The organism is Luteococcus sediminum (assembly GCF_054783495.1).
In genome coordinates, this window is record NZ_BAAGQL010000022.1 from 149,799 (window position 1) to 174,464 (window position 24,666).

Annotated in this window: 19 protein-coding genes, 3 tRNA genes and 1 pseudogene; 15 read left to right on the forward strand and 8 right to left on the reverse strand. The window is 69.6% G+C overall.

Translation table 11 applies throughout. The features are described from left to right. Window positions 1-14 precede the first annotated feature (14 nt). Window positions 15-1,289 (forward strand): serine--tRNA ligase, encoded by a 1,275-nt coding sequence (gene serS / locus ACYVKA_RS13060; protein ID WP_460706027.1) that lies wholly within the window; start codon window positions 15-17, stop codon window positions 1,287-1,289. A 191-nt stretch (window positions 1,290-1,480) separates the two neighbouring features. Here serS and ACYVKA_RS13065 read toward each other — a convergent pair whose 3' ends face one another. Continuing rightward, the gene (locus ACYVKA_RS13065) at window positions 1,481-2,263 is read right to left on the reverse strand and encodes an HAD family hydrolase (RefSeq protein ID WP_460706029.1); all 783 of its coding nucleotides are present in this window, start codon (window positions 2,261-2,263) and stop codon (window positions 1,481-1,483) included. Between the two features lie 88 nt (window positions 2,264-2,351). Further along, entirely contained in the window at window positions 2,352-2,843 is a 492-nt protein-coding gene (locus tag ACYVKA_RS13070) for a WhiB family transcriptional regulator (protein WP_460706031.1), read from the reverse strand. Between the two features lie 306 nt (window positions 2,844-3,149). On the opposite strand from ACYVKA_RS13070, the gene ACYVKA_RS13075 reads away from it, so the two are divergent. From ACYVKA_RS13075 to ACYVKA_RS13095, 5 genes are all read left to right on the forward strand, one after another. Then, window positions 3,150-4,466, forward strand: coding sequence for a DUF4921 family protein (locus ACYVKA_RS13075; RefSeq protein ID WP_460706033.1), 1,317 nt, complete (start codon window positions 3,150-3,152; stop codon window positions 4,464-4,466). A gap of 226 nt (window positions 4,467-4,692) precedes the next feature. Next, a complete protein-coding gene (locus ACYVKA_RS13080) occupies window positions 4,693-6,645 on the forward strand; it encodes an ABC transporter transmembrane domain-containing protein (protein ID WP_460706035.1) in 1,953 nt (650 codons plus the stop codon). Then, window positions 6,642-8,594, forward strand: a complete 1,953-nt coding sequence (locus ACYVKA_RS13085) for an ABC transporter ATP-binding protein (protein WP_460706037.1) — start codon at window positions 6,642-6,644, stop codon at window positions 8,592-8,594. Before ACYVKA_RS13080 ends, ACYVKA_RS13085 begins: the two co-directional genes overlap by 4 nt. 165 nt (window positions 8,595-8,759) lie before the next feature. After that, window positions 8,760-10,505, forward strand: coding sequence for a pyruvate dehydrogenase (locus ACYVKA_RS13090; RefSeq protein ID WP_460706039.1), 1,746 nt, complete (start codon window positions 8,760-8,762; stop codon window positions 10,503-10,505). 119 nt (window positions 10,506-10,624) lie between these two features. Next, window positions 10,625-10,975, forward strand: a complete 351-nt coding sequence (locus tag ACYVKA_RS13095; RefSeq protein WP_460706041.1) for a hypothetical protein — start codon at window positions 10,625-10,627, stop codon at window positions 10,973-10,975. Between the two features lie 143 nt (window positions 10,976-11,118). On the opposite strand, the gene argG is transcribed toward ACYVKA_RS13095, so the two are convergent. Continuing rightward, window positions 11,119-12,537, reverse strand: a complete 1,419-nt coding sequence (argG, locus tag ACYVKA_RS13100) for an argininosuccinate synthase (RefSeq protein ID WP_460706043.1) — start codon at window positions 12,535-12,537, stop codon at window positions 11,119-11,121. Window positions 12,538-12,622: 85 nt separating this feature from the next. On the opposite strand from argG, the gene ACYVKA_RS13105 reads away from it, so the two are divergent. Further along, window positions 12,623-13,012, forward strand: a complete 390-nt coding sequence (locus ACYVKA_RS13105; protein ID WP_460706045.1) for a hypothetical protein — start codon at window positions 12,623-12,625, stop codon at window positions 13,010-13,012. 142 nt (window positions 13,013-13,154) lie between these two features. Here the strand turns inward: ACYVKA_RS13105 and ACYVKA_RS13110 are convergent, their stop codons facing one another. Further along, window positions 13,155-14,129, reverse strand: a complete 975-nt coding sequence (locus tag ACYVKA_RS13110; RefSeq protein ID WP_460706047.1) for an NAD(P)H-quinone oxidoreductase — start codon at window positions 14,127-14,129, stop codon at window positions 13,155-13,157. Window positions 14,130-14,239: 110 nt separating this feature from the next. Here ACYVKA_RS13110 and ACYVKA_RS13115 point away from each other — a divergent pair. Together ACYVKA_RS13115 and ACYVKA_RS13120 are read left to right on the forward strand one after the other, a co-directional pair. Then, a tRNA-Ser gene (locus ACYVKA_RS13115) sits at window positions 14,240-14,327 on the forward strand. Between the two features lie 63 nt (window positions 14,328-14,390). Then, window positions 14,391-14,987, forward strand: a complete 597-nt coding sequence (locus ACYVKA_RS13120; protein ID WP_460706049.1) for a hypothetical protein — start codon at window positions 14,391-14,393, stop codon at window positions 14,985-14,987. A gap of 31 nt (window positions 14,988-15,018) precedes the next feature. Here the strand turns inward: ACYVKA_RS13120 and ACYVKA_RS13125 are convergent, their stop codons facing one another. Next, complete coding sequence (locus ACYVKA_RS13125; protein WP_460706051.1) at window positions 15,019-16,731, reverse strand: LCP family protein; 1,713 nt, start codon at window positions 16,729-16,731, stop codon at window positions 15,019-15,021. A gap of 130 nt (window positions 16,732-16,861) precedes the next feature. Here ACYVKA_RS13125 and ACYVKA_RS13130 point away from each other — a divergent pair. Next, window positions 16,862-16,955, forward strand: a tRNA-Ser gene (locus tag ACYVKA_RS13130). Between the two features lie 61 nt (window positions 16,956-17,016). Here ACYVKA_RS13130 and ACYVKA_RS13135 read toward each other — a convergent pair. Continuing rightward, complete coding sequence (locus ACYVKA_RS13135; protein WP_394275925.1) at window positions 17,017-18,264, reverse strand: PTS transporter subunit EIIC; 1,248 nt, start codon at window positions 18,262-18,264, stop codon at window positions 17,017-17,019. Window positions 18,265-18,272: 8 nt separating this feature from the next. Then, the gene (locus ACYVKA_RS13140; protein WP_460706053.1) at window positions 18,273-19,058 is read right to left on the reverse strand and encodes a GntR family transcriptional regulator; all 786 of its coding nucleotides are present in this window, start codon (window positions 19,056-19,058) and stop codon (window positions 18,273-18,275) included. 197 nt (window positions 19,059-19,255) lie between these two features. Here ACYVKA_RS13140 and ACYVKA_RS13145 point away from each other — a divergent pair, with 197 nt between their 5' ends. Then, window positions 19,256-19,486: a glucose PTS transporter subunit EIIB gene (locus tag ACYVKA_RS13145; protein ID WP_394275927.1), complete on the forward strand. Its 231-nt coding sequence runs from the start codon at window positions 19,256-19,258 to the stop codon at window positions 19,484-19,486. Next, on the forward strand, window positions 19,483-19,929 hold the full coding sequence (locus ACYVKA_RS13150; protein ID WP_460706055.1) for a PTS sugar transporter subunit IIA: 447 nt from the start codon (window positions 19,483-19,485) through the stop codon (window positions 19,927-19,929). The genes ACYVKA_RS13145 and ACYVKA_RS13150 overlap by 4 nt, the downstream gene beginning before the upstream one ends. A 108-nt stretch (window positions 19,930-20,037) precedes the next feature. Here the strand turns inward: ACYVKA_RS13150 and ACYVKA_RS13155 are convergent, their stop codons facing one another. Continuing rightward, a complete protein-coding gene (locus tag ACYVKA_RS13155; RefSeq protein WP_460706186.1) occupies window positions 20,038-21,945 on the reverse strand; it encodes a phosphoenolpyruvate carboxykinase (GTP) in 1,908 nt (635 codons plus the stop codon). A gap of 259 nt (window positions 21,946-22,204) precedes the next feature. Between ACYVKA_RS13155 and ACYVKA_RS13160 the strand changes: the two genes are divergently transcribed. The 3 genes and pseudogenes from ACYVKA_RS13160 to ACYVKA_RS13170 all read left to right on the forward strand — a co-directional run. After that, a tRNA-Arg gene (locus ACYVKA_RS13160) sits at window positions 22,205-22,277 on the forward strand. Between the two features lie 535 nt (window positions 22,278-22,812). Continuing rightward, window positions 22,813-23,535: an Lrp/AsnC family transcriptional regulator gene (locus tag ACYVKA_RS13165; protein ID WP_460706057.1), complete on the forward strand. Its 723-nt coding sequence runs from the start codon at window positions 22,813-22,815 to the stop codon at window positions 23,533-23,535. A gap of 43 nt (window positions 23,536-23,578) precedes the next feature. Continuing rightward, window positions 23,579-24,421 (forward strand): annotated as a pseudogene (locus ACYVKA_RS13170) (PEP/pyruvate-binding domain-containing protein); the annotation flags it as partial. Window positions 24,422-24,666 lie beyond the last annotated feature (245 nt).

A 24,666-nucleotide genomic window follows, 5' to 3' on the forward strand; every position in this document is an offset into this window, starting at 1 on the left:
GGTAGTCTTGGGCCATGATCGATCCGAAGCTCCTGCGCACCGACCCCGACCGAATCCGTCGTAGTGAGATCGCGCGCGGAGGATCAGGCGAGGTCGTCGACCAGCTGCTGGCCGCCGACGAGGCCCGCCGCAGCAACATCATGACCTTCGAGACCCAGCGCGCCGAGCAGAAGGAGCTCGGCAAGCAGGTGGCCAAGGCCTCCGGCGAGGAGAAGCAGCAGCTGCTGGCCCGCACCAAGCAGCTCGCTGCGGACGTGAAGCAGGCCCAGACCGCCGCCGACGAGGCCGGCGCCAAGTTCGACGAGCTGATGAAGCAGCTGGGCAACCTGGTCATCGACGGCGTCCCCACCGGCGGCGAGGACGACCTGTACGTGATCGAGACCCACGGCACCCCGCGTGACTTCGCCGCCGAGGGCTTCGAGCCTCGCGACCACCTGGAGCTGGGCGAGATGCTGGGCGCCATCGACATGGAGCGTGGCGCGAAGGTCTCGGGCAGCCGCTTCTACTTCCTCACCGGCGTTGGCGCGCAGCTGGAGTTCGCGCTGAGCCAGTTCGCCATGGCCAAGGCCCTCGAGTGGGGCTTCACGCCGATGATCCCGCCGGCCCTGGTGAAGCCCTCGGCGATGGAGGGCACCGGCTTCCTGGGCCAGGCCGCCGCCGACGTGTACCACCTGCAGACCGACGACCTGTACCTGGTGGGCACCGCCGAGGTGCCGCTGGCCGCCTACCACTCCGACGAGATCCTGGAGGGGGCTAGCCTGCCGCGCCACTATGCCGGCTTCAGCCCCGCCTACCGTCGCGAGGCGGGCAGCTATGGCAAGGACACCCGCGGCATCTTCCGCGTCCACTGGTTCGACAAGTGGGAGATGTTCGTCTACTGCGACCCGGCCGATGCCGAGGCCGAGCACGAGAAGCTGCTGAACTTCGAGAAGGAGTTCATCACCGCGCTGGAGCTGCCCTTCCAGGTGCTCGACGTGGCCAGCGGCGACCTGGGCCTCTCGGCGGCCCGCAAGTACGACTGTTACGCCTGGCTGCCGACGCAGAACCGCTACCGCGAGATCACCTCCACCTCGAACTGCACCGAGTTCCAGGCCCGTCGCCTGAACATCCGCGGCCGCTTCGCCGACGGCGTGCGCCCGCTGGCGACGCTCAACGGCACCCTGTGCGCCATGACCCGCATGATCATCATGCTGCTGGAGAACCACCAGCAGGCCGATGGTTCGGTGCACGTCCCCGAGGCGCTGCGCCCCTACATGGGCGGGCTGGAGAAGCTGACGCCCAAGGCCTGATCAGCTTCGCGCCACGTGGAGGCGGCGGCACCCCTGATCAGCTTCGCGCCTCGTCATTGCCCGGCCTTCGTCCACGAGGCACGCGGTTCCCGAACCACCCGCGTCCACAAACCACACTGTGAGCGGCCGTCACTGCAGATGCTGCAGTGACGGCCGCTGTGGATGTGGTTCGTGGAGGCCGGGGCAGGCCCTCAGAGCCAGCGGTGCAGCTCCTCGACGGTGCCGCCCTCGGCGAAGCTCCCGGTGACGTGGTCGGCGCACTCCTTGACCTCGTCGGGGGCATCACCGATGGCCACGCCGCGCCCCGCCCACTTGAGCATGTGGGTGTCATTGCGGCCGTCGCCCAGCGCCAGGACGTCCTTCTTCTTGATGCCGAGCTCGGCGCAGACCTGCTTGAGCCCGGTGGCCTTGTTCACCCCGACCGGCGCGATGTCGAGCCAGGCCGACCAGCCGATGAAGTAGCTGACGCCACGCATGCCGAGGCTCTTGGCCAGGGCCTGGAAGTCCTCGCTGGATGCGTCCGGGTCACGGATGATGACGCGCGTGACGGGTTCGGCGCACAGCTCCTCGACGCTCTGGATGCGCATCTCCCCGGTGAGGTCGCCCTCGGGGAAGTGCTCGTTGAGCCGGTAGCCGCCCCGCGGGTCCTCGACGGCCACCCGCAGGTGAGGCGCCTCGGCGAGCACCCGGCGGATGGCCGGAGCCGGGTCGAAGGTGACCTGCTTGCGCAGGTGGAAGGGCGGGAAGTCGACCACCACGGCGCCATTCGAGCTCACGGCGGGGCCGCTGGGCAGGCCGAGCTGCTCGAAGATCGGCCGGGTGTCGCCCCAGGCACGGCCGGTGGCCAGCACGACCGCGACCTTCGCGGCCAGCAGGCCCTGGACGGCGTCGTGCACCTCCTGTGGCATGCGCCCGGCGTGGTCGACGAGGGTGCCGTCGATGTCGAGGGCCACCATCTTGGGTCTCCAGGTCATGCTGTCCACCATGCCACCGGTGGGTGACCACCAGGTGTCGTGCCGGTTTCCAGCGCGTGCCCTGCAGCCCGCGGCCCCTGCCGCCGGGTCAGGCCGCGGCGTGGTTGGGCCGGCCGATCCCCAGCACGCACCTGGTCGCGGCGAGCACCTCGTCCATGGTCGGCCGGGGGCCGGGCTTCGGCTGCGTGAGGGGTGCGTCGTTGCGGGCCCGGCGCAGGTGGCGCTTGACCGTCGACAGGCTGCAGCCCAAACGCTGCGCCAGGCTCTCCAGCGAATCGTGCGGATTCGCTGCACGCAGGCGGACCACCTCGTGTGGGTCGATCTGGCGGTTGGGAGCCAGGGCGCCGGAGATCCGGTCGAGGTCCTCGGTGCCCACCTTGATGCCCAGGCGCTGCCGGATCGCATTGCGTTGCGAGACGGTGGTCTGGGCGACGTAGCCGGCCACGTCGTGCTCGACGACGGCGAAGTAGAGGCAGCGGTGCAGGGCGGGGCACTGGGCGCAGGCCTGGCGGGCCCGCTGGACGAGCTGGGCCTGCTCGAGGCGCTTGGCGGCTGTGGACGCAGTGCGGGGATCCTCCATCAGGGGATGCTGGAAGACATCGGTGAGGGTGAGACAGGCTTGGTCCGGACTGGCTTTGGGCTGGGAGGTCATTGCTGGAGCAACTTTCACGGGACTCATGGGTGAACGAATTTTCCGTGCGACGGGTGGGGTGGACCCTGTCGGGTCTAGGTTTGCAGCAGCGCCCTCTCAGACTTCACTCAGGTGGTGAAGGAAGATACCCAATTCACGTGCGCTCAGGTACTCACTGACTCCTGAGTAGCTGTACTCACTTGCCCGGTGAAAGTGCTTGTCACCAGCGCCCTGTGGATCACCTAGAGTGGCCTCATGAGCGCCCATGACGAGCTCCTGCGTCGCCTGCCCGACGGCACCGTGAAGCAGCGCAACCCCTTCACCGGGACGCAGGTGTGGACCATGCCCGGCCGCGGCCGCCGCCCCCTGCCCGCCGCGCTGGACGATCCGGCGCCGCTGCCGCCGGGGGGTGTTGCTGGCCAGTGTGCCTTCTGCGAGGGCCACCACCTGGACAACCCGCCGGAGCGTGCCCGCATGGTGCGCGAAGGCGGCGGCTGGCGCACCCTGACAGGGCTCTCGGCAGGCCAGCTCGGCGACAGCCGGGCGGAGCTTCGACGGGTCCCGAACCTCTTCGAGATCTGTTCGCTGGACTACTGGCGCCTCAACCACGGCGTCGAGCCGTCGGCCGAGACCGTGGCCAGGGCAGACGCCTACCTGGCCGATCCCGAGGGTCGCGAGCACCTGCGTCGGGTGTGGGCGCTGCGCCAGCGCATGGTCGACGGCCGCAGCGATCCGACCGCCGACGAGCTGCGCCATGCCGCGCTCGGCTGGTTCGGCACCACCCACGAGCTGGTGATCCCGCGGCGCCACCACGTGGACGGCGCCACCCGCACCGACGAGCTGGCCTCCTCGGGGAGCCTGACCCTCGACGAGCACCGCGCCTATGTGGGCATGAGCGTGCAGGCGATGGCGGACCCCTACGCCACCAGTGATGCCGTGCGCTACGTCTCGGTCTTCCAGAACTGGCTCAAGCCGGCGGGTGCCTCCTTCGAGCACCTGCACCGCCAGGTGGTGGCCGTCGACGAGGTGGGCGTGCACGTCGACGCGGCGGCCGATGCCGTCGCCCGCGACCCGCAGGTCTTCAACACCCGCCTGCTGGACGTAGCCGTCGACAATGGTCTGCTGCTGGCGGCCAATGACCACGCCGTCGCCCTGGCAGGATTCGGCCACCGCTACCCGGCCATCGAGATCTACTCGCTGTCGCCGCGCCGGGCCCCGTGGCTGATGCAGCGAGACGAGTTGGATGCAATGTCGGACGTGCTGCACGCCGTGCACGCGGCCGGGGGAGTGCGCCTGTCGTGCAATGAGGAGTGGCACCATCGCCCGCCTGGCCTCGACGACGCCCCAGGCGGGGTCGACCTGCCGGTGCCCTTCAGGATCGTCGTGAAGTGGCGGATCTCCACGCTGGCAGGTTTCGAGGGGGCGACGAAGATCTACCTGAACACGCTGTCGCCCTGGGATGTGCGTGACCGGATGCTGCCGGAGCTGGTGCGCCTGCGCACCGAGGGGCGCATCGCGCCGCTGCAGATCGGCGACGAGGTCTCGATCGGCAAGGGGGCGCTGCCGGGCTGAGGCCTCGGCAGGGAGACGGGGCACCCACCATGGTGGGTCGCCACAAGGACGACGAGGTGGTCCACATGGAGGGCTACGTGGAGCCCGACGAGGCCTGATCCCGTCCCCGTCCCGGAAGATCTCGGAAGATCTGGTGCCCCCACGGGACCGGATCTTCCGAGATCTCTTGGTGCCGCCCGAAAATCGGGTGCCGCCGCGCCCACCGCACCCTAGGGTTGCGGGTGCCATGCAGATCTTTCCCCCGCCGAGCAGCGCCTACCAGCAGCCCACCCGCCCCGCCGCGGGTGGTGCCGTCGCGCACCCCGACGAGCCGGACACCCGAAGCCCCGCGCGCTTCCTGCTGTGGCTGCTGAAGCGCCAGCGGGGGCTGGTGCTGCTCAATGCCGCTGTCGGCGTGCTGTGGTTCCTGCCCAGCGCCGTCAACCCGTGGCTGATCGGCAAGGCCATCGACCACGGCGTGCTGCGCGGCAGCCTCACCGACACTCTGCCCTGGGCCCTGGCGATGGCGCTGTGCATCGTCCTGGGTGTCGTCGGGGGCGTCGCGATGCACACCAGCGGGGTGGCAAGCTTCCTGGTCGTGATGTTCCGCGTCATGAAGCTGGTGCTGCGCAAGGCCGCCCAGATGGGTCACGTGGCCGGACGCCGCACCCCCACCGGCGAGATCCTGTCCATCTCGGGCAGCGACTCGCCCACCTATGGCATGCTCGTCGAGGCCGTCGGACGGGCCCTGGCGGCACTGGTGGCCTTCGTCTTCGTCGCCGGGCTGGTGCTGGCCCAGTCCTGGAAGCTCGGCCTGGTCACCCTGGTGGCCGCGCCGCTGCTGGTGGGGGCCGCATCGCCGCTGCTCCGGCCGCTGCAGCGGGCCCAGGCCAGCGAGCGCAGCCGCGCCAGCGAACTCACCGGCATGGCCACCGACATCGTCGCGGGCCTTCGGATCCTGCGCGGCATCGGCGGCGAGCAGACCTTCGGCGAGAACTACGCCATCCAGTCACAGAAGGTGCGACGCGCCGGGGTGGCGGCGGGCAGCTGGCAGGCGGCCGTCGACGCACTCGGCGTGCTGCTCTCGGGCCTGCTGCTGGTGCTGCTCACCTGGCTCGGCGCCCGCGAGATGCTGGCGGGCCGGTTGAGCATCGGCCAGCTGGTGAGCTTCTTCGGCTATGCCATCTTCATGGTCTGGCCCATCCAGACCTTCTTCGAGGTCGTGCAGAAGTGGGTGCAGGGGCTGGTGGCGGCCCGCAAGACCATCGTCGTGCTCGGCCAGCAGCCGCCCTGGCGGCCGGGGGAACCGGGGGCGATGATCGCTCCCGGCGCCCGCATCGTCGACGGCACCACCGGCCTGGTGGTGCGGCCCGGCGAACTGACCGTCGTGGTCAGCGCCGTGCCCGACGACTCCGCCGCGCTGGCCGACCGGATCGGGCGCTACCTGCCCGTCGAGCACGAACCTGTCGCCCTGGCCCCGCAGGAGGGGTTGAAGGGCCGCGCTGCCCGGCGCGACCGGGAGCGCCGCGAGGCCGAGCGCCGGGAACGGATCATGGCCGACGACGCCCGCGCCGAACAGGCCTGGGGCGTGGAGGCCGATGGCGTCGACCTGGCCCGGATCGACCTGGACGAGCTGCGCCGCCGGGTGCTGGTGAGCGACACCTCCTCGCAGGTCTTCGCCGGCACCCTGCAGACCACCGTCGACCCGCACGGTCGGGCCACCCGTTCCCAGGCCGAGGCGGCCCTGCACGCCGCCAGCGCGGAGGACGTCTACGACGCCCTGCCCGGCGGCTGGCAGGGGATCCTCGACGAGCGGGGCCGCGGCCTGTCGGGCGGACAGCGCCAGCGGCTGGTGCTGGCCCGCGCCCTGCTGGCCGAGCCCGAGGTGCTGGTGCTGGTCGAGCCCACCAGCGCCGTCGACGCCCACACCGAGGCCCGCATCGCCGAGCGCGTCCCGCAGTACCGCGCCGGGCGCACCACCCTGGTCACCACCGTCTCGCCGCTGTGGCTGCACCACGCCGACTGCGTCGCGCTGCTGGTCGACGGGAAGCTGGCTGCCACCGGCACCCACCAGGAACTGCTCGACGGCCACCCCGGCTACCGCGATGTCGTGGCACGGGGTGTGGAGGAACAGGGCCCGGAGGAACAGGGCCCGGAGGAACAGGGCCTCGAGGAACCGGAAGGGGAGGAGCAGCCGTGAGCGAGCCACCGATGACCACCGGCCCCGACCTGCTCGCGACCTCGGCCGAGACCTGGAGCGAGCACCCGACCACCGTCGAGGCGCTGCCCGAGGTGCTGCGACCCGTGCCCGGCCAGTCCTGGCTGGCGGGGATGCGTGGCTGGCGGGCCCGTCGCGATGAGCGCGGCCGCCGTGCCGAGCGCTACTTCCTGGCCTCCCGCAATCCCGAACGGGGCCTGCCGGTGGCGCCCGACCACGTCGTGGTGGCCTTCCTGCGCGGCATGCTGCAACGCCGGCCCTGGCTGGTGCTGGGGCTGGTCGCGCTCAATGCGGCCGCCGCCGTGGCCGGGCTGTTCGTGCCGCGGCTGCTCGGCCAGCTCGTCGACCGTGCGGGGGAGGGCGGCGACGGCCTGGCGCAGCGGCTCGACCAGATCGCGCTCGCCGTCGTCGGGGTGGTCCTGGTGCAGACCCTGCTCACCTTCGGGGCCCGCTGCATCAGCGCCCTGTTCGGCCAGGACCTGCTCGCCGAGGCGCGCGAGTACGTGATGCGCTTCGTGCTGCGGCTGCCGCTGTCCACAGTGGAGCAGGCCTCCACCGGAGACCTGGTGACCCGGGTGACCCGCGACGTGTCGTCGATGTCGGGCGCGGTGCGCTGGGCCCTGCCGCAGCTGGTGATCGCCAGCGTGATGACGGTGCTCACCCTGGTGGCGATGTTTGCCAACTCGTGGCTGCTGGCGCTGCCGACGCTCGGCTCGATGCTGCTGTTGTACGTCGTCGGACGGGCCTACCTGCGCCGCGCCCCGATGGGTTACATCGCCGAGGGCGGCACCTATTCGACGGTCAACACCAGCCTCACCGAGACCGTCGAGGGGGCCCGCACCGTCGAGGCGCTGGGCCTGCGCGAGGACAGGGTGAGGCGCACCGATGCCGACATCGAGGCCTCCGCCCAGGCCGAGCGCTACACCATGACGCTGCGCAACCAGATGTACCTGAGCGTCGACTTCGCCTACCAGGGCCCGCTGGTGCTGATCGTGCTGATCGGCGCCTGGGGCTACTCACGCGGGTGGGTGAGCCTGGGCCAGATCACCGCGGCGACGATCTACGTGCAGCAACTGGTCGAACCGATGGACCGGCTCATCCAGACCCTCGACCGGTTGCAGGTGGGCCTGGCCGCCACCACCCGCCTGCTGGGCATCTCGCAGGTGCCCGCCGACCGCACCGAGCGTCCGGAGCGCCCCGCCGACGCCCACCTGGTGGCGCGTGACCTGCGCTTCGCCTACCGCGAGGGCCACGACGTGCTGCACGGGGTCAGCCTCGACCTGCGCCCCGGGGAGCGGCTGGCGATCGTCGGGCCGTCGGGCTCGGGCAAGAGCACCCTGGGGCGGCTGCTGGCCGGCATCAACAGCCCGCGCCAGGGAAGCGTCACCGTCGGTGGCGCCGACGTGATGGGCCTGCCGCTGCAGGAGCTGCGCACCCAGGTGGCGCTGGTGACGCAGGAGCACCATGTCTTCGTGGGCAGCATCCGCGACAACATCGTGTTGGCCCGGGAGCACTCCACCACCGACGAGCAGGTCTGGCAGGCGCTGCGCGCGGTGGAGGCCGTCGAGTGGGTGGAGCGTCTTCCCGAGGGGCTCGACACCTTGGTGGGCTCGGGCAAGCAGGTGCTCACCCCCGCCCAGGCGCAGCAGGTGGCGCTGGCCCGACTGGTGGTGGCCGACCCGCACACCCTGGTGCTCGACGAGGCCACCAGCCTGATCGACCCGACCACGGCCCGGCACCTGGAGGGCTCGATGGCAGCCCTGTTGGAGGGGCGCACGGTGGTGGCGATCGCCCACCGCCTGCACACCGCCCACGATGCCGACCGGATCGCGGTGGTGATCGGCGGACGGATCGTCGAGCTGGGCAGTCATGACGAACTGATGGCCCTGGACGGACAGTACGCCAGCCTCTGGCGTGCCTGGACCAGCTGAGTCGACCCCCACCCCGCCGAGCCCGCCGAATCGGGAGTGCACCCGTATGGCGGTGTTGATTGCGCTGTGAGCCAAGGAAGCCGAGGTTTCGTGCGTCCCCCGCCTAGCGTGTAAGAGGAGACATCGCCATTTCGGGGCCCACGCGCGCCCCGTCGAGGAGGACCCATGAAGCTCGCAGACCAGATCGTTGCCCAACTCCAGACTGCCGGCGTCCGGCGCATCTACGGGATCGTGGGCGACTCCCTCAACCCGATCGTCGACGCCGTGCGCCGCACCGGCGGCTCGGCCGAGGGCGGCATCGACTGGATCCACGTGCGCCATGAGGAGGCGGCCGCCTTCGCCGCCGCTGCCGATGCCCAGCTCACCGGCGAACTGGCGGTCTGTGCCGGCTCCTGCGGCCCGGGCAACCTGCACCTGATCAATGGTCTGTTCGACGCCAACCGCTCCCACGCGCCGGTGCTGGCGATCGCCTCCCACATCCCCACCGCGCAGATCGGCATGGACTACTTCCAGGCCACCCACCCGGAGAAGCTCTTCGACGAGTGCAGCGTCTACTCCGAGATGATCCTCAACCCCCAGCAGAGCCCGCGCGTGGTCCAGGCCGCGATCCAGCATGCGGTGGCGCTGCGGGGCGTCAGCGTCATCACGGTTCCCGGCGACGTCACCGACGAGGACATCGAGGTGGAGGAGGTGCCACTGCACACCCCCGTCGTGCTGGGCAGCGTCCACCCCACACCCGAGAAGGTGCAGGAGCTGGCCGACGCGATCAATGCCGCCGAGAAGGTGGCGATCTTCGCCGGCGCCGGCGTCGAGGGCGCCCATGACGAGGTGATCGCGCTCGCTGAACTGGTCAATGCCCCCGTGGGCCATTCGCTGCGCGGCAAGGACTTCATCCAGTACGACAATCCCTTCGACGTGGGCATGACGGGCCTGCTGGGCTATGGCGCCGCGGCCGCGGGCATGGAGGATGCCGACCTGCTGGTGCTGCTGGGTACCGACTTCCCCTATGACCAGTTCCTGCCCGACGTGCGCACCGCCCAGGTGGACCGTTCGGCCGAGAAGCTCGGCCGTCGCACCGACGTCGACGTGGCGGTGCACGGTGAGGTGCTGCCCACGCTGCAGGCCGTGATGCCGCTGGTGAAGAAGAAGCGCAAGGACAAGTTCCTCAAGGAGATGCTGAAGAAGCACCACCGCATCGTCGACAAGGGCACCAATGCCTACACCCGCAATGCCAAGAAGCTGACGCCGATCCATCCCGAGTACGCGGCGGCGATCCTGGACGACATGGCCGCTGAGGACGCGATCTTCACCGCCGACACCGGCATGTGCAATGTGTGGACCGCGCGCTACATCACCCCGAACGGCCGCCGTCGCCTGATCGGTTCCTTCCTGCACGGCTCGATGGCCAATGCCCTGCCGCACGCGATCGGCGCCCAGTTCGCCCACCCCGAGCGCCAGGTCATCAGCGTCAGCGGCGACGGCGGCCTGTCGATGCTGCTGGGTGAGCTGCTGACCATCGCCACCTACCAACTGCCGGTGAAGGTCATCGTGTTCAACAACTCGACGCTGGGCATGGTCAAGCTCGAAATGCTGGTGAACGCGCTGCCCACCTTCGGCACCGACGTGCCGGTGGCCGACTACTCGGCAGTGGCGAATGCGATGGGCATCAAGGGCATCCGTGTCGAGAAGGGCGGCGACATCGAGAAGGCGTACCGCGAGGCCTTCGCCCACAAGGGCCCGGCGCTGGTCGAGGTCATCACCGACCCGAATGCGCTGTCGATCCCGCCGGAGGTCACCCTCGATCAGGTCTACGGCTTCGCGACGGCGATGAGCCGTACCGTGCTCAACGGTGGCGCGGGCGAGGTCGTGCGGATGGCCCGCTCGAACCTGCGCAACATCCCGCGCAGCTGACGCACCGGCCGGCGGAGGACCGGTTCAGCGCAGGGGGGCAACCGGAGCCATTGACTTGGCGCCGGTTGCCCCAGTTGGCTTGGGTGGAGACAAGACCACATCGATCCAGAGGAGCTCCCATGACCGACATCCACCGCCGGCTCGGCGTCGCGGCCCTGTGTGGCCTCACCCTCGTGCTGGGTGGCTGCAATGACTCCAGCGACCCGGAGCCCGAGCCCACCGCCAGCCTGCAGCAGCCTGCCGGGGGTGCCACCAGTGAGGGTTCGGTGCGCTACCAGGACGATGACGCGACGCCGGATGCGGATGACGGCACGCCGGACGTCGATGCCAAGGACGACGATGACGACGGCACCCCGGATGTCGACGATCGCGATGGCGACAAGGACGATCGCGATGGCGACAAGGACAATCGTGATGGCGACAAGGATGATCGTGATGGCGACAAGGATGACAAGGACGACGATCGCTGATCCGCACCATTCCTGACACGCCCGAGGGCCCCGACCATTCATCGGGGCCCTCGTGCGTGCCATAGGTGTCCGGGGGTGGTGGACGCGGGCGGGTGCGGGGTGACGCGCCGCCCGGCACCCCGGGCAGCGGGCGTCGGGGTGGATCAGTCGAAACCGAAGTCCATCGCGGCCGAGTCGAGCGAGGCCTCGGCCTCACCGGACAGGCGGCCCAGCGACGGGATGGTGCGTCCCTCGCCGGCCTTGAGCTCGCCGACCAGTTCGGCGGAGGCGCCGCCCAGCACGCCCTGGCTGGCGTAGATCTCGAGCTTCTCGCGCGAGTCGGCGATGTCCAGGTTGCGCATGGTGAGCTGGCCGATGCGGTCGGTGGGGCCGAAGGCGGCGTCGTGCACCCGCTCCATCGACAGCTTCTCGGCGTGGTAGCTCAGGTTCGGGCCGTCGGTGTCGAGGATCGTGTAGTCCTCGCCCCGGCGCAGGCGCAGCGTCACCGAGCCGGTGACCGCGCTGGCCACCCAGCGGGTGATCGACTCGCGCAGCATCAGGCTCTGCGGGTCGAGCCAGCGGCCCTCGTACATCAGCCGGCCCAGGCGCAGGCCCTGCGAGTGGTAGTTGGCCAGGGTGTCCTCGTTGTGGATGGCATTGAGCAGCCGCTCGTAGGCGATGCGCAACAGCGCCATGCCGGGGGCCTCGTAGATGCCGCGGCTCTTGGCCTCGATGATGCGGTTCTCGATCTGGTCGCTCATGCCCAGACCGTGACGGCCACCGATCCCATTGGCCTTCATCACCAGGTCGACGGGTGAGGAGAAGCTCTCGCCGTTGATCTCGACGGGCCGTCCCTGGTGGAAGGTGATCTTGACGTCCTCGGTGTCGATCTGCACCGACGGGTCCCAGAACTTCACGCCCATGATCGGCTCGACGCTCTCGAGCGAGACGTCCAGGCTCTCCAGGGTCTTGGCCTCGTGGGTGGCGCCCCAGATGTTGGCGTCGGTGGAGTAGGCCTTCTCCTTGGAGTCGCGGTAGGGCAGGTTGCGCTCGGTGAGCCAGACGCTCATCTCGTCGCGCCCGCCCAGCTCCCGCACGAAGTCCTCGTCGAGCCAGGGCTTGTAGATGCGCAGCGAGGGGTTGGCCATCAGCCCGTAGCGGTAGAAGCGCTCGATGTCGTTGCCCTTGTAGGTGCTGCCGTCGCCCCAGATGTGCACGTCGTCATCGGCCATGGCCCGCACCAGCAGGGTGCCGGTGACGGCGCGGCCGATCGGCGTGGTGTTGTAGTAGGCGCGGCCTGCGCTGGTGATGTGGAAGGCGCCACAGGCCAGGGCGGACAGGCCCTCCTCGACGAGCTGCTCGCGGCAGTCGACCAGGCGGCTGATCTCGGCGCCGTACTGGCCGGCGCGGCCGGGGACCGACTCGATGTCGGGCTCGTCGTACTGGCCGATGTGCGCGGTGTAGGTGCAGGGAACTGCACCCTTCTCGCGCATCCAGGCGACGGCCACGGAGGTGTCGAGGCCTCCGGAGAAGGCGATGCCGAGCTTTTCGCCGGCGGGCAGGGAAGTCAGAACTTTGGACACGCGAAGAGCCTAGCGCATATCTATTCCAAACGCCGAATACTTATTCCATGGATCGTCGCGGCCGCCCGTGGGCCACACTGGGGCGATGGACTCGACACTCAGGCTCCACCTGTTCGCCGCCAATGCCCGCGGCGACGTGCAGGTCTGGATCGACGGGACCGAGCACCGCCTGGCCGCGGGGGACCCGGCCGTCGTGCACGAGATCGCCCTGGCCCCGGGTCGCCACGAGGTGGAGTTCGCGGGCCGCGTGCCCACCGGACGCACGGGCAGTGCCGCAGCCGCCATCGAACTCCCCGAGGACGACACGCTCGACCTGTACTACGCGCTCCCGGCCATGGCTCGCATGCGCGGGGAGGTCTCCGACAGTCCCGATGCCGTCCCCGGCCGCGAGTGGCCCCTCACCATCGCCTCGGTGCTGCTGCTCCTGCTGGCGGTGTGGGGATTCTGGTTCGCCTGGTGGTTCTGGCTGCGCTGAAGGGGCCGGTGCCGCAGGGCCAACGCCGAAATTGCAGCACCGGCGGCGCACGACACGTTCAAATTCCCTCGGTGGCCGTATGTGCTGCAATCACGGTGTCCTGCGGGCGCAATGCTCCCCGGCCGGGGCCGGTCTGCGGCGATCAGAGAGTCAGGATGATCTTGCCCATGTTGTCCCCGCCCTCGAGCTGCTCGTGGGCGCGGCGGGTCTCCTGGATCGGCATCCGGGTCTCGGGGGAGGGCTTGATCCGGCCGTCGGCGATCATCGGCCACACCACCTCGGCCACCCGCTGGCAGATCTCCGCCTTCTGCTCCAGGGGGCGGAAGCGCAGGCTGGTGGCGGTGATGGTGGCGCGCTTGTTGAGCAGCTTGGCCATGTCGAGGGTGCCCTTGCGGCCGCCCTGCAGGCCGATGGTCACCTGGCGGCCGTCGGTTGCGAGCACGTCGAGGTTCATCTCCAGGTACTTGGCCCCCATCACGTCGAGGATGACGTCCACACCGCGATTCTCGCGGGTGGCCTCCTTGACGGCCGCCACCCAGTCCTCGTGGTAGTCGATGGCGACGTCGGCTCCCATGGCGCGGCAGTGCTCCAGCTTGCGCTCGCTGCCGGCGGTGGTGATGACGGTGCAGCCCAGTGCCTTGGCGTACTGGATGGCGAAGCTGCCGATACCCCCGGCGCCGCCGTGCACCAGGAAGACCTCGCCGGGCTGCAGCCCGACGTGGTCCATGTTGCTCACCACGGTCGCGGCCACCTCGATGGTGCCGGCGGCGGTGACGGCATCGATGCCCTGCGGTACCGCGATGCACTGCCCCTGGGGCGCGACGAAGTACTCGGCCTGGCCGCCACCGGCCAGTAGGCAGACGACCTCGTCGCCCTCGGCCAGGCCCGTGACGCCCTCGCCGAGCTCGACGACGACGCCGGAGGCCTCGAGTCCCAGCACATCGCTGATGCCCTTCGGTGGCGGGTAGTGGCCCATCCGCTGCAGCACGTCGGCACGGTTCACGCCGGCCGCAACGGTGCGCACCAGCACCTCACCGGATGCGGGGGTGGGGGTGGGCACCTCGCTCCACTGGATCTGCTCGGGTCCGCCGGCCTCGGTCACGGTGATCGCATGCATGGACCCACCCTGCCACAGCGATCCCGGCTCCGACAGGGGTCCGGGTGTGCTCGGCGACGGCCAGCCCTGCCAGTCGAGTAGGATCGATGTGTCCCGTCTGCACGGGGCGTGGCGAGGTCGCATAGTGGACTAGTGCAGCCGCCTTGAAAGCGGCCGTGGGGCAACTCACCGTGGGTTCGAATCCCACCCTCGCCGCCAGGCCCGGCCGTCGTCGCCGACGACCGTCCCCCGCTCCACCGCCGCCACATCCCAAGGAGTGCCGTGTCCACCACCCCCGCGCCGTCCAGTCCAGGTCCGTCCCAGCCCGAGCACTCCCAGCCCGAGGTCACCCAGCCCGACGGCTCACGTGTGTCGCACCCCGCGAGCAGCACCCACGTGCTGAACCCGCGCCCGCCGCTGCGCGCCTTCGGGATCGCCGCGGTGCTGGTCCTGGTGGGGGCGGTGCTGCTGGTGGCGGCCGCCTCGACGGTGCTGGACGTGCTGGCCGGCCTGCTGCTTGTGGCCGGTCTCGTGCTGGCGGCGATGGGTGCCTGGTCGATGCGCACCATGCGCACCTTCGTCGAGCTCAACCAGTCCGGCTACCGCATCCATGGCCCGGACGTGGACAAGTCGGGCGTGTGGTCCGATGTCACCAAGGTGACCACCAGTGCCCACGGCGCCCACCTGACGCTGTACCACGGCGAGGTGGGCCGCACACACGTCATCTGCCCGGGCGGCGGCGAGGACCCCGAGATGAAGGAGCTGGTGCAGGCCGTCGCCCAGCACCTGGATGCCGACCGCGGTTACGGGGAGACGATCAACGTGCCCCTGATCAACCCGCACGGCCCCGAGGATCCGCAGGTGGTCTCGCACCAGTAGGCCCCCTGGCCTCGCACCAGTGCCCCGGCGCTCAGCCTTCGACCGCCGAGGGGTCGTAGGCGCAGGCGTCGTCGAGGCTGACCTCGGCCGCCCGGGCGCTGCTGCTGGACGACGGCGTGGCCTCGTCTGGTGTGGGGTTTTCCGGTGCGGTAGCGGCCGGGTTCGTGCCGGGATTGGCCGGTGCCGTGGGCTGCCCGGCGGGTCCAGTCTCCTGCGCGGGCTGGGGCGTCGCGCTGGCTCGGGCTGTGGACTTCTCGATTCCCTGTTGCACCAGCTGCTGCATCTTGGCCTGGTCGGGGTCCCACGGTTCGAAGGGGCTGCCGTCCAGGTACTTGGTGCGCGGGTAGGCGAACAGCACTCGCTGGCGCTGGCCGTCCTTCATCCGCAGCGCCAGGTCCACCATGGCGGGCGCGACATCCTGTGGGATGTCGGTGACGAAGGCATTGGTGCTGGCCTGGGCGATGGCCTCGTAGCGGGTGAGGATGTTCTGCGGGTTGGCCTGCTCGATGACGGCCTTGACGACGCAGCCCTGGCGCGCCATCCGGTCGGAGTCGGTGACGTTCTGCCGTGAGCGGGCGTACCACATGGCGTAGTACCCGTTGAGGTGCCGGTGGGGCCCGGGCTCGATCCACCCGGTGGCGGCCTTGCCGTCATTGTTGCCGCCGACGGGGATGCGGGTGTTGACGTTGAGGTCCACGCCGCCCATCGCATCGATCAGCTCGGTGAGGCCGTCGATGCTGAGCATGACGAAGTAGTCGGGCTTGAGCCCGGTGATCCCCTCCACCGCGATCTTGAGGGCATCAGCGCCGGGATAGTCGGTGCCGGTGAACAGGTCGGGGTGGGTCGCGGGGACGTTCTTGTAGACCGAGTTGAGCTCGTATTCCGGGTTCTCCCGGCTCTGCCCGTCCCAGTAGCCGTCGGGGTAGGCCTTGGCGAGGCTGCTGGCGGCCGGGAAGGTGAAGGTGGACATGTTGCGCGGCAGCTGGACCAGGGCCATGTCGCCGGTGGCGGTGTCGATGGAGGCCAGCATCACCGTGTCGGTGCGCACCCCTGCCTCGGGGTCGAGCCGGTCGCGGTCGGCCGTCGAGTCGGCGCCGAGCAGCAGCACGTTGAGCCGTGCCTTGTTCTTCCACACGTCGCCGCCGCCCAGGTCGGGTCGGGTGATGGAGCGGGTGCCCACCTTGAAGACGCCGTTGACGAGGAAGGCCTGGCTGCGCGCGTGGCTCGCGCCCACGATCAGCGGGGCGGTGACCACGAAGGTGAGCAGGCCCACGAGGGTCGAGCCGACCAGGCGCTGCATCACCGCCGGCGTGCGCGGTCGGGTGAGCAGGTGGGTCCAGGTGATCATGGTGGCCAGCACGATGCCGACGCCCAGTGAGCCGACGCCGAGCAGCCGCAGGGCACGCGGACGCACCACGGCTGACAGCAGCCAGGACAGGTCCACCACGCCCACCGCGACGACCGCGAGGACGGCGGCCAGGAAGAGCAGCAGCACGAACTGGCCGGCGCGACGGGCCTTGGTGGGCCAGAGGCCGAGGCCGGGCAGGATCGCCCCGGCCGTGGTCCAGAACAGCGAGGCGCGCAGGCTGTGCTCACGGCCGTCGAGGTAGTGGCTGTGGCGGGCTGTGGCGGCGTGCCGACCCAGGGCAGCGGGACGGCTGCTGGGCCCTGCCGGCTGGCTGCTGGCCCGACGTGGGGTCGCTGCCGCCGCGTGGCGCCGGCCGCTGCCCCCGTCCTGGTGCATCCTCGTCCTCCAGTGGTCTCTGGGGATCATAGTGGCGTCCATCGCCGCCCACCCACCAGGGGGTGCCCGGTCAGCCCGGGCGCGGCCGCTTTGCCGAGTCCGCGCTCACCCGTTAGGCTTGTCATTCGTTGGAGGTGTCGCCTAGTCAGGTCTATGGCGCCCGCCTGCTAAGCGGGTTTGGGGCTACAACCCCATCGCGAGTTCAAATCTCGCCACCTCCGCCAACACCGAAGGCCCCCGGGAGATCCCGGGGGCCTTCAGTCATGTGCTGTGCGGGAAGGACGCTCAGGTGTTCACCTGGTCGTCGGCGATGCTGACCGTGCCCTCCTCCTCACGTCCGGGGGTGCGCAGGTTCCACTTGCGGATGATGATGCGGAAGAGCACGTAGTAGACGACGAAGTAGACCAGCCCGATCCCCACCAGCAGCAGCGGCTTGGTGGAGATGTTCCAGTTCAGGGCCAGGTCGAACAGGCCCGCGGAGAAGGTGAAGCCGGCCTTGATGCCCAGGGCATTGCACAGGGCGACGGAGACGCCGGTGAGCACGGCGTGCACCACGTAGAGCGGCCAGGCGACGAACATGAAGGCGAACTCAAGCGGCTCGGTGACGCCGGTGAGGAAGGCGGTCAGGGCCGAGGAGAGCATGATGCCGCCGGTCACCTTCTTCATCTGCGGCTTGGCCTCCTGCCAGATGGCGATGGCGGCACCGGGCAGCGCGAACATCATGATCGGGAAGAAGCCGGTCATGAAGGCACCGGCGGTGGGGTCCTTGTGGATGAAGCGCTGGATGTCGCCGTGCCAGACCTGGCCGGAGGCGTCGGTGAAGTCACCCAGGATGAACCACGGCACGGAGTTGAGGATGTGGTGCATGCCGGTGGGGATCAGCAGCCGGTTCAAGGTGCCGTAGACGAAGCCACCGACCACGGCATTGCCGGCCACCCAGTTGCCCACGGCGGTGAGCACCTGGTCGAATGCCGGATAGAGGAAGCTCATGGCGACGCCGAGCAGCAGCGCCGAGAAGGAGGTGAGGATCGGCACCAGGCGACGACCGCCGAAGAAGGCCAGGTAGTCGGGCAGCTTGGTGCGGTAGAAGCGCTGGTACAGGTAGCCGGCGATCAGGCCGATCAGGATGCCGCCCAGCACGCCGAAGTTCACCAGCTGCTGCTCCTTGCCCTTCTCGGGCAGGCCCAGTACGAAGGGGCTCATGGCGTCGGTGACGCCCTTGAAGACCATGTAGCCGACGGCGGCGGCCAGGGCCGTGGAGCCGTCGGACTTCTTGGCCATGCCGATCGCGATGCCGATGGCGAAGAGCAGGGGGAGCCAGCCGAAGATGCCGTTGCCGGCCGCGGCGATGATCGGCGCCACATGGGTCCAGCCCAGGCCGTCCTTGCCCAGCAGGTCGTCCTGGCCCAGGCGCAGCAGCAGCCCGGCGGCGGGCAGGGTGGCGATCGGGAGCATCAGGCTGCGCCCGAACTTCTGGATTCCCGCCATGCGGGAGCCGCCCTGCTTGGCGGTCTTGTCTGTGGTGGTGGACATTGTTCCTCTCAGGATGTGGTGGGGAAGGTCGTGGGTTTGGGGGAAGTCGCGGCCATGGTGCCGTCGAGGCACATGGACAGGCTGTAGCGGTCGCCGCGGTAGTCGCTGCGGGCGTACTCGACGGGACGTCCGGCCGAGGTGGACTGGCGCACGAAGACCATCACCGGCGCCGGCGGCTCGACGTGCAGCGCCCGGCACGTGGCGGCGTCGGCCAGTTCGGTGCGCACGCTCTGCTCGGCCGCGTCGATCCCAAGCCCCTGGTCGCGCAGCAGCAGGTAGAGCTGGCCCAAGTCGTGCTGGTCGAGCCCGGGCAGCAGGCGCGCGTTGTACCAGCTGGTCTCCAGGGCCATCGGGATGCCGTCGGCCAGCCGGACCCGCTCGACGAGCCAGTGCGCTCCCGCCCCGAGGAAGGCGGCGACGGGTGCGGACGCCTCGAGCAGCCGGCAGCCCAGCAACTGGGAGGTGGGCTCGTAGCCGCGGCGTCGCATGTCCTCGGTGAAGGAGGCCAGGTGCAGCTGCGACTCCACCCGGGTGCGGGTGACGAAGGTGCCCTTGCCGGGGGTGCTCACCAGCAGCCCATTGCTCACCAGCTCGCCGACGGCCCGTCGCACCGTCGCGCGCGAGACGCCGTGGCGGGCCATCAGTGCCCGCTCCGAGGGCAGGGCGTCGCCGGGGGAGAGTTCCTCGCGGACCAGGCGCAGCAGGCCCTCGCGCAGCTGGACGTGCTTGGGGACCATCGAGTCTGTCAACGGCGCCGGGGCCTGGACGGGCGCGGCGGAGGCGGAGCGCGGCACTGGTGTCTCCTGGTCTGGTCGGGGTGACCCCATCGACACCCCTCGGTACTGACTGGTACGGCCCAGTTGGTACCAGATGAGCGTGCAGCGTCGCGCGCGGTCGTGTCAACACCGCCACGCGGGGCGGCCCGGGCGGTGGCGAAGTAGGCTCGCCGCAGACCGGAAGGGTCTGGCTGACGATCACGAGAGGACCTCAGATGAGCAAGGCAGAGAAGATCCTGGCCGCCCTCGGTGGCGCCGACAACATCATCGAGATGGAGCCGTGCATCACCCGGCTGCGCACCGAGGTGAACGACGCCTCCCTGGTGGACGAGGCCGCCCTCAAGGCTGCCGGCGCCCACGGCGTGATGCGCTCCGGCAGCGCCGTGCAGGTGGTCGTCGGGCCCGAGGCCGACACCCTTGCCGAGGACATCGAGGACTTGATGTGAGCACCGTCCAAGCCCCCGTGGCCGGTACCGTGCGTGCCCTGCCAGGCGTCAGCGACCCCGTCTTCGCCGCCGAGATGGTCGGCTCCGGTGCCGCCGTCGAGCCGCGCCTAGAGAAGCAGCAGGTGACCAGCCCGATGGACGGCACGCTGGTCAAGGTGCTGCCGCATGCCTTCATCGTCCACGACGGCACTGCCGGCGTCCTGGTGCACATCGGCATCAACACGGTGACGCTGCGCGGCGAGGGCTTCGACGTCCTGGTGGAGGAGAAGCAGCAGGTGACTGCCGGCCAGCCCGTCGTCGGCTGGGAACCGCAGGTGGCCGTCGACCACGAGATGGACACCGTCGTGCTGGTCTGCCAGATGGAGACCGCGCCCGGTGCCATCACGCCGGAGGGCGTCGACACCGAGGTGGAGCAGGGCGATCCGCTGTTCACGACGGTCTGAGCTGTCCACGGCCCGTCCAGTGAAGGACGGTGCGGGATGGCTCCGGGAATGACGCAGGGGCCGGCAAGCAGATGGTTGCCGGCCCCCTCCTCGTCCAGGGACGGTGTGTTACTTGACGGCCTCGCGCACCTTGTCGAGCTCGTCGGCGATCGGCTTCGGCAGCTTGTTGCCGAAGCTTCCCAGCCAGCTCTCCAGGCGCGGCAGCTCGTCGGCCCACTCGTGGGGGACGAACTGGGTGCACTCCTTGACGCCGGCCTCGTCCAGCTCGAGGCCCTCGACGTCGAGCTCACCGTCGCCGGGCAGGATGCCGATCGGGCTCTCCACGCCCTCGACCTTGCCCTCGATACGGTCGATCATCCACTTCAGGACGCGGCTGTTCTCGCCGAATCCGGGCCACAGGAAGTCACCATCGGCGCTCTTGCGGAACCAGTTGGTGTAGAAGATCTTGGGCAGCTTGTCCTCGTCGGTCTTGTTGCCCATGTCGATCCAGTGCTGCAGGTAGTCACAGACGTGGTAGCCGATGAAGGGCAGCATGGCCATCGGGTCGCGGCGCAGGACGCCGACGGCACCCTTGGCGGCCGCGGTGGTCTCCGAGGAGCAGGTGGCACCCATGTAGACACCGTGGTTCCAGTCGCGGGCCTGGGTGACCAGCGGAATGGTGTTCTCGCGACGACCGCCGAAGACGATGATGTCGAGCGGGACGCCGTTGGGGTTGTTGAAGTCCTCCGACAGGATCGGGCACTGCTCGATCGGGGTGCAGAAGCGGCTGTTCGGGTGGGCGGCCTTCTCGTTGAAGCGGCCACCCTCCGGGCCGTTCTCGGGCGTCCAGGAACGGCCCTTCCAGTCGGTCAGGTGCGGAGGCTTGACCTCGGTCATCCCCTCCCACCAGACGCCACCGTGGTCGGTCAGGGCCACATTGGTGAAGACCGAGTTGCCCTGCTCGATGGTGCGCATGGCATTCGGGTTGGTGGAGACACCCGTGCCGGGGGCCACGCCGAAGAAGCCGTTCTCCGGGTTGGTGGCGTAGAGGCGGCCGTCCTTGCCCGGGCGGATCCAGGCGATGTCGTCGCCCAGGGTCTCGACCGTCCAGCCGGGGATGGTGGGCTCCAGCATGGCCAGGTTGGTCTTGCCACAGGCGCTGGGGTAGGCCGCGGCCAGGTGGTAGCTCTTGCCCTCGGGGCTGGTCAGCTTGAGGATCAGCATGTGCTCGGCCAGCCAGCCCTCGTCGCGGCCCATCACCGAGGCGATGCGCAGCGCGTAGCACTTCTTGCCCAGCAGGGCGTTGCCGCCGTAGCCGGAGCCGAAGCTCCAGATCGCGCGCTCCTCGGGGAAGTGCACGATGTACTTGATGTCATTGCAGGGCCACGGCACGTCCTTCTGGCCGGGCTCGAGCGGCATGCCGACCGAGTGCAGGCAGGGCACGTAGGGGGCATTGCGCTTGGTCATCTCGTCCAGCGCGGCCTGTCCCATGCGGGCCATGATCTTCATGCTCAGCACGACATAGGCGGAGTCGGACAGCTCTACGCCGAACTTGGGGTCCTCGGCATCGAGTGGGCCCATGCAGAAGGGGATGACGTACATGGTGCGTCCGCGCATGCAACCGTCGTACAGACGGTTCATGATGCCCTTCATCTCGTCAGGGTGCATCCAGTTGTTGGTGGGGCCGGCGTCGGCTTCCTTCTTGGAGCAGATGAAGGTCTGGTCCTCGACGCGCGCGACGTCCTCGGGATCGGAGCGGAAGTAGATGGAGTTGGGCATCACGTCGTCGTTGAGGCGAATGGCGGTGCCGGAGGCCACCAGCTCATCGACCAGTTCATTCCACTCGGCATCGGATCCGTCGCAGTAGCGGATCTGGTCGGGCTGGGTGAGGGCCGCGACCTCGTTCACCCAGTCGGTGACCGAGGCCAGCTCCGGGACCCTGCCGACGACAGGGATGTCCTTGACGTCCTTGCGTTCGAAGTCCTTGCACGGCTCGTCGTCCAAGGGATTGACGGGCTCGGGATTCGGGATGTGCATGCTCACGGCTGCTCCTGTACGTCGACGTACTGCTGGCATCTGGACGATCGCCGGCGACCCCGGCCTGCGAGGGGATCCGTCGATCGATGTGACCAGTACGGTTACTGGTCCCAAAAAATACCACTTGAATGGGTTGTATCATCCTGCAGCCCACAAGCGCTTGTCCACCCATGGGCCGCTCGGTGAAACGGCCCCCGGGGGGCTCGATTTGTGTTCTGTCTGGGGTGGGGGTAGTGTTCAATCTCGCCCGCAAGGCATTGCACTCGTGGCTCAATGGATAGAGCATCTGACTACGGATCAGAAGGTTGGGGGTTCGAGTCCCTCCGAGTGCGCAGGACAGGAAGGCCCCGAGGAAGCTCAGGGCCTTCCTGCGTGTCCGGGGCTCCTGTGTGGCCCTGCGGCAGTCCTTGGTGGTGTGTCCAGTGGAGGGGTGGCGAGCGCTGCAATTCTGCGACCCCTGGGGGATCGTGAGAATTCTCACACTGCAGCTCTGCTGGGTGGTCGCCGGCTCGGCAGCCGCACACGACGACGCCCCCAGCGAGCCCCAGGAGGATTCCTGGGGGCCTGCTGGGGGCGTCGAATGACCTGGGGTGCCGGGGTGGTGGCCTCTCCTGCCCTCCGGTGCCTTGTGGGCTTCCTTCGGGTGTCGTGTCGATCGGCGGGGTGTGCTCCTCGATGTCTGCAATCATTCGCCAGCGCGGGCAATGTGCGCAATGATCATTCAAAGATTTGGGCAAAATGATCAATCTCGGGCGATGGGAACCGGCAATTCTGGTCAGATGGTCCAGCGACTGCTCGACGCCGGGCCGATCGCGTGCCGTATCGCGGAACGGCATGGGCTGGAAGGCAGTGGAGGAAGGGATCGGGATGGATGGACAGGTGCAGGACGAGCAGGCGGCCTACCGCCTCGACACCACCGACCGCCTGCTGCTGCGGGTGCTGGACGAGGACCCGCGAATGAGCGTGCTGCTGCTGGCCCAGAAGACCGGCCTGGCCCGGGGCACCGTCCAGTCGCGCCTGGAGCGCTACCGGGAACTGGGCCTGCTGCGACTGGCCAGCACCCGCATCCCCCCATCGGCCCTGGGCAGGGGGCTCACCGGAACCGTCTCGGTGGAGCTGGACCAGCACCTGCTCGACGACGCAGTCACTTCCCTGCAACGGATTCCCGAGGTGCTGGAGTGCTTCGCCCCGGCCGGCTCCACCGACCTTCTGGTGCGCGTCGTGGCCCGCGACCCCGACGACCTCTACCGAGTCAGCGAGGAGATCCGGCTGTGCCCCGGGATCCTGCGCACCTCCACCAGCGTCTTCCTGCGCGAGGTCGTCTCCTACCGCATCCACCCCCTGTTGGAGGCCGACGCCCCGCCAGCCGACGCCCGGCGCAGACCTAGGATGGGGGCTGGCCAGGGCAGCCGCGAGGGCACCTCACGACAGTCCCGGCCCAGCACCGCGACCACCCGCACCACAGCGCCCGAACGGCCGGTGGCGGGCGGCCACCGCGATGGCATGACCAGGACACCAGGTCCGACAGGCACACCAGGTCCGACAGGCACATCAAGGTCGCCAGGGACATCAAGGCCGACAGGGCAGTAGCGCACACCGGACAGTGCCCGGCCCCGGGCAGTGGAGGAGCACCATGCACACCATCAGCTGGCTCGACCAGGACCGCGGACGCCAGGACGTCGGCGGCAAGGCGGCGACCCTCTCGGCCCTGCTGCGCGCCGGCTTCCCCGTCCCGAACGGCTTCGTCATCACCGTCGACGGATGGCTGCAGCACCTGCAGCACCACGGCCTGGCCGAACGCCTCGGCCCACTGGAGGCGTCCGGCGGGGCACGGGTGGTGCGTCGCGCCCTCGACGTCACCCTGCCCGAGGAGCTTGCCGCGCAAGTGCTCGAGGCCTGGCGGCAGCTCGGGGGAGGGCCGGTCGCCGTGCGCAGCTCATCCACGGTCGAGGACCTGCCCCAGTTCAGCGCCGCCGGCCAGCTCGACAGCTTCCTCAACGTCCACGGCGCCGACGAGCTGCTCGCCGCCGTGCGCGGCTGCTATGCCTCGCTGTGGAGCGACCGGGCCGTCGCCTACCGTCGCCAGCACCAGCTCGACGACGCCGAGGCCCGGGTGGCCGTCCTCGTGCAGCTGATGGCACCCGCCGAGGCCGCCGGCGTGATGTTCACCGCCAACCCCCTCACCGGACGGCGTGAGGAGACGCTGGTCACCGCGAACCTGGGGCTGGGGGAGCACACCGCCGAAGGCGACGCCGCCGACACCTTCGTCGTGCGCGACCGGCAGGTGAGCGAGCGTCGCCTGGTCACCAAGCGCACCCGCACCGTCAGCGACCCCGAGGGGCAGGGCACCATCGAGGTGCGCGTGCGCGGGGAACAGGCCACCGGGCAGGCCATCGATGACGGGCAGGTGCTCGCCCTGGCCGAGCTGGGCGCCCGCGTCGCCGACTTCTTCGGCAGCCCGCAGGACATCGAGTGGGTGATCACCGACGGCCAGCCCGTGGTCGTCCAGGCCCGGCCCGTCACCGTCCTGCCCGAGCCGATCGGGGAGGTGCCTGACGACTGGGAGGTGCCCGACGAGAAGGGCATGTACGCCCGCAGCGCCTTCACCGACCTGCTGCCCGACCCGCTCAGCCCCTTGTTCGCCGACCTGCTGCTGCCCCAGATGCCCGAGGCCATGTGCCGGGTCCTGCGCCGCCACCTCGACGAGGACGTGCTGCGCGA

Coding starts and splice junctions, on each gene's coding strand:
- ACYVKA_RS13125 (WP_460706051.1), bottom strand. CDS start 16,731: ATGCACCAGGACGGGGGCAGCGGCCGGCGCCACGCGGCGGCAGCGACC.
- ACYVKA_RS13110 (WP_460706047.1), bottom strand. CDS start 14,129: ATGCATGCGATCACCGTGACCGAGGCCGGCGGACCCGAGCAGATCCAG.
- ACYVKA_RS13090 (WP_460706039.1), top strand. CDS start 8,760: ATGAAGCTCGCAGACCAGATCGTTGCCCAACTCCAGACTGCCGGCGTC.
- ACYVKA_RS13165 (WP_460706057.1), top strand. CDS start 22,813: ATGGATGGACAGGTGCAGGACGAGCAGGCGGCCTACCGCCTCGACACC.
- ACYVKA_RS13095 (WP_460706041.1), top strand. CDS start 10,625: ATGACCGACATCCACCGCCGGCTCGGCGTCGCGGCCCTGTGTGGCCTC.
- serS (WP_460706027.1), top strand. CDS start 15: ATGATCGATCCGAAGCTCCTGCGCACCGACCCCGACCGAATCCGTCGT.
- ACYVKA_RS13155 (WP_460706186.1), bottom strand. CDS start 21,945: ATGCACATCCCGAATCCCGAGCCCGTCAATCCCTTGGACGACGAGCCG.
- ACYVKA_RS13135 (WP_394275925.1), bottom strand. CDS start 18,264: ATGTCCACCACCACAGACAAGACCGCCAAGCAGGGCGGCTCCCGCATG.
- ACYVKA_RS13075 (WP_460706033.1), top strand. CDS start 3,150: ATGAGCGCCCATGACGAGCTCCTGCGTCGCCTGCCCGACGGCACCGTG.
- ACYVKA_RS13065 (WP_460706029.1), bottom strand. CDS start 2,263: ATGACCTGGAGACCCAAGATGGTGGCCCTCGACATCGACGGCACCCTC.
- ACYVKA_RS13080 (WP_460706035.1), top strand. CDS start 4,693: ATGCAGATCTTTCCCCCGCCGAGCAGCGCCTACCAGCAGCCCACCCGC.
- ACYVKA_RS13105 (WP_460706045.1), top strand. CDS start 12,623: ATGGACTCGACACTCAGGCTCCACCTGTTCGCCGCCAATGCCCGCGGC.
- ACYVKA_RS13070 (WP_460706031.1), bottom strand. CDS start 2,843: ATGGAGGATCCCCGCACTGCGTCCACAGCCGCCAAGCGCCTCGAGCAG.
- ACYVKA_RS13145 (WP_394275927.1), top strand. CDS start 19,256: ATGAGCAAGGCAGAGAAGATCCTGGCCGCCCTCGGTGGCGCCGACAAC.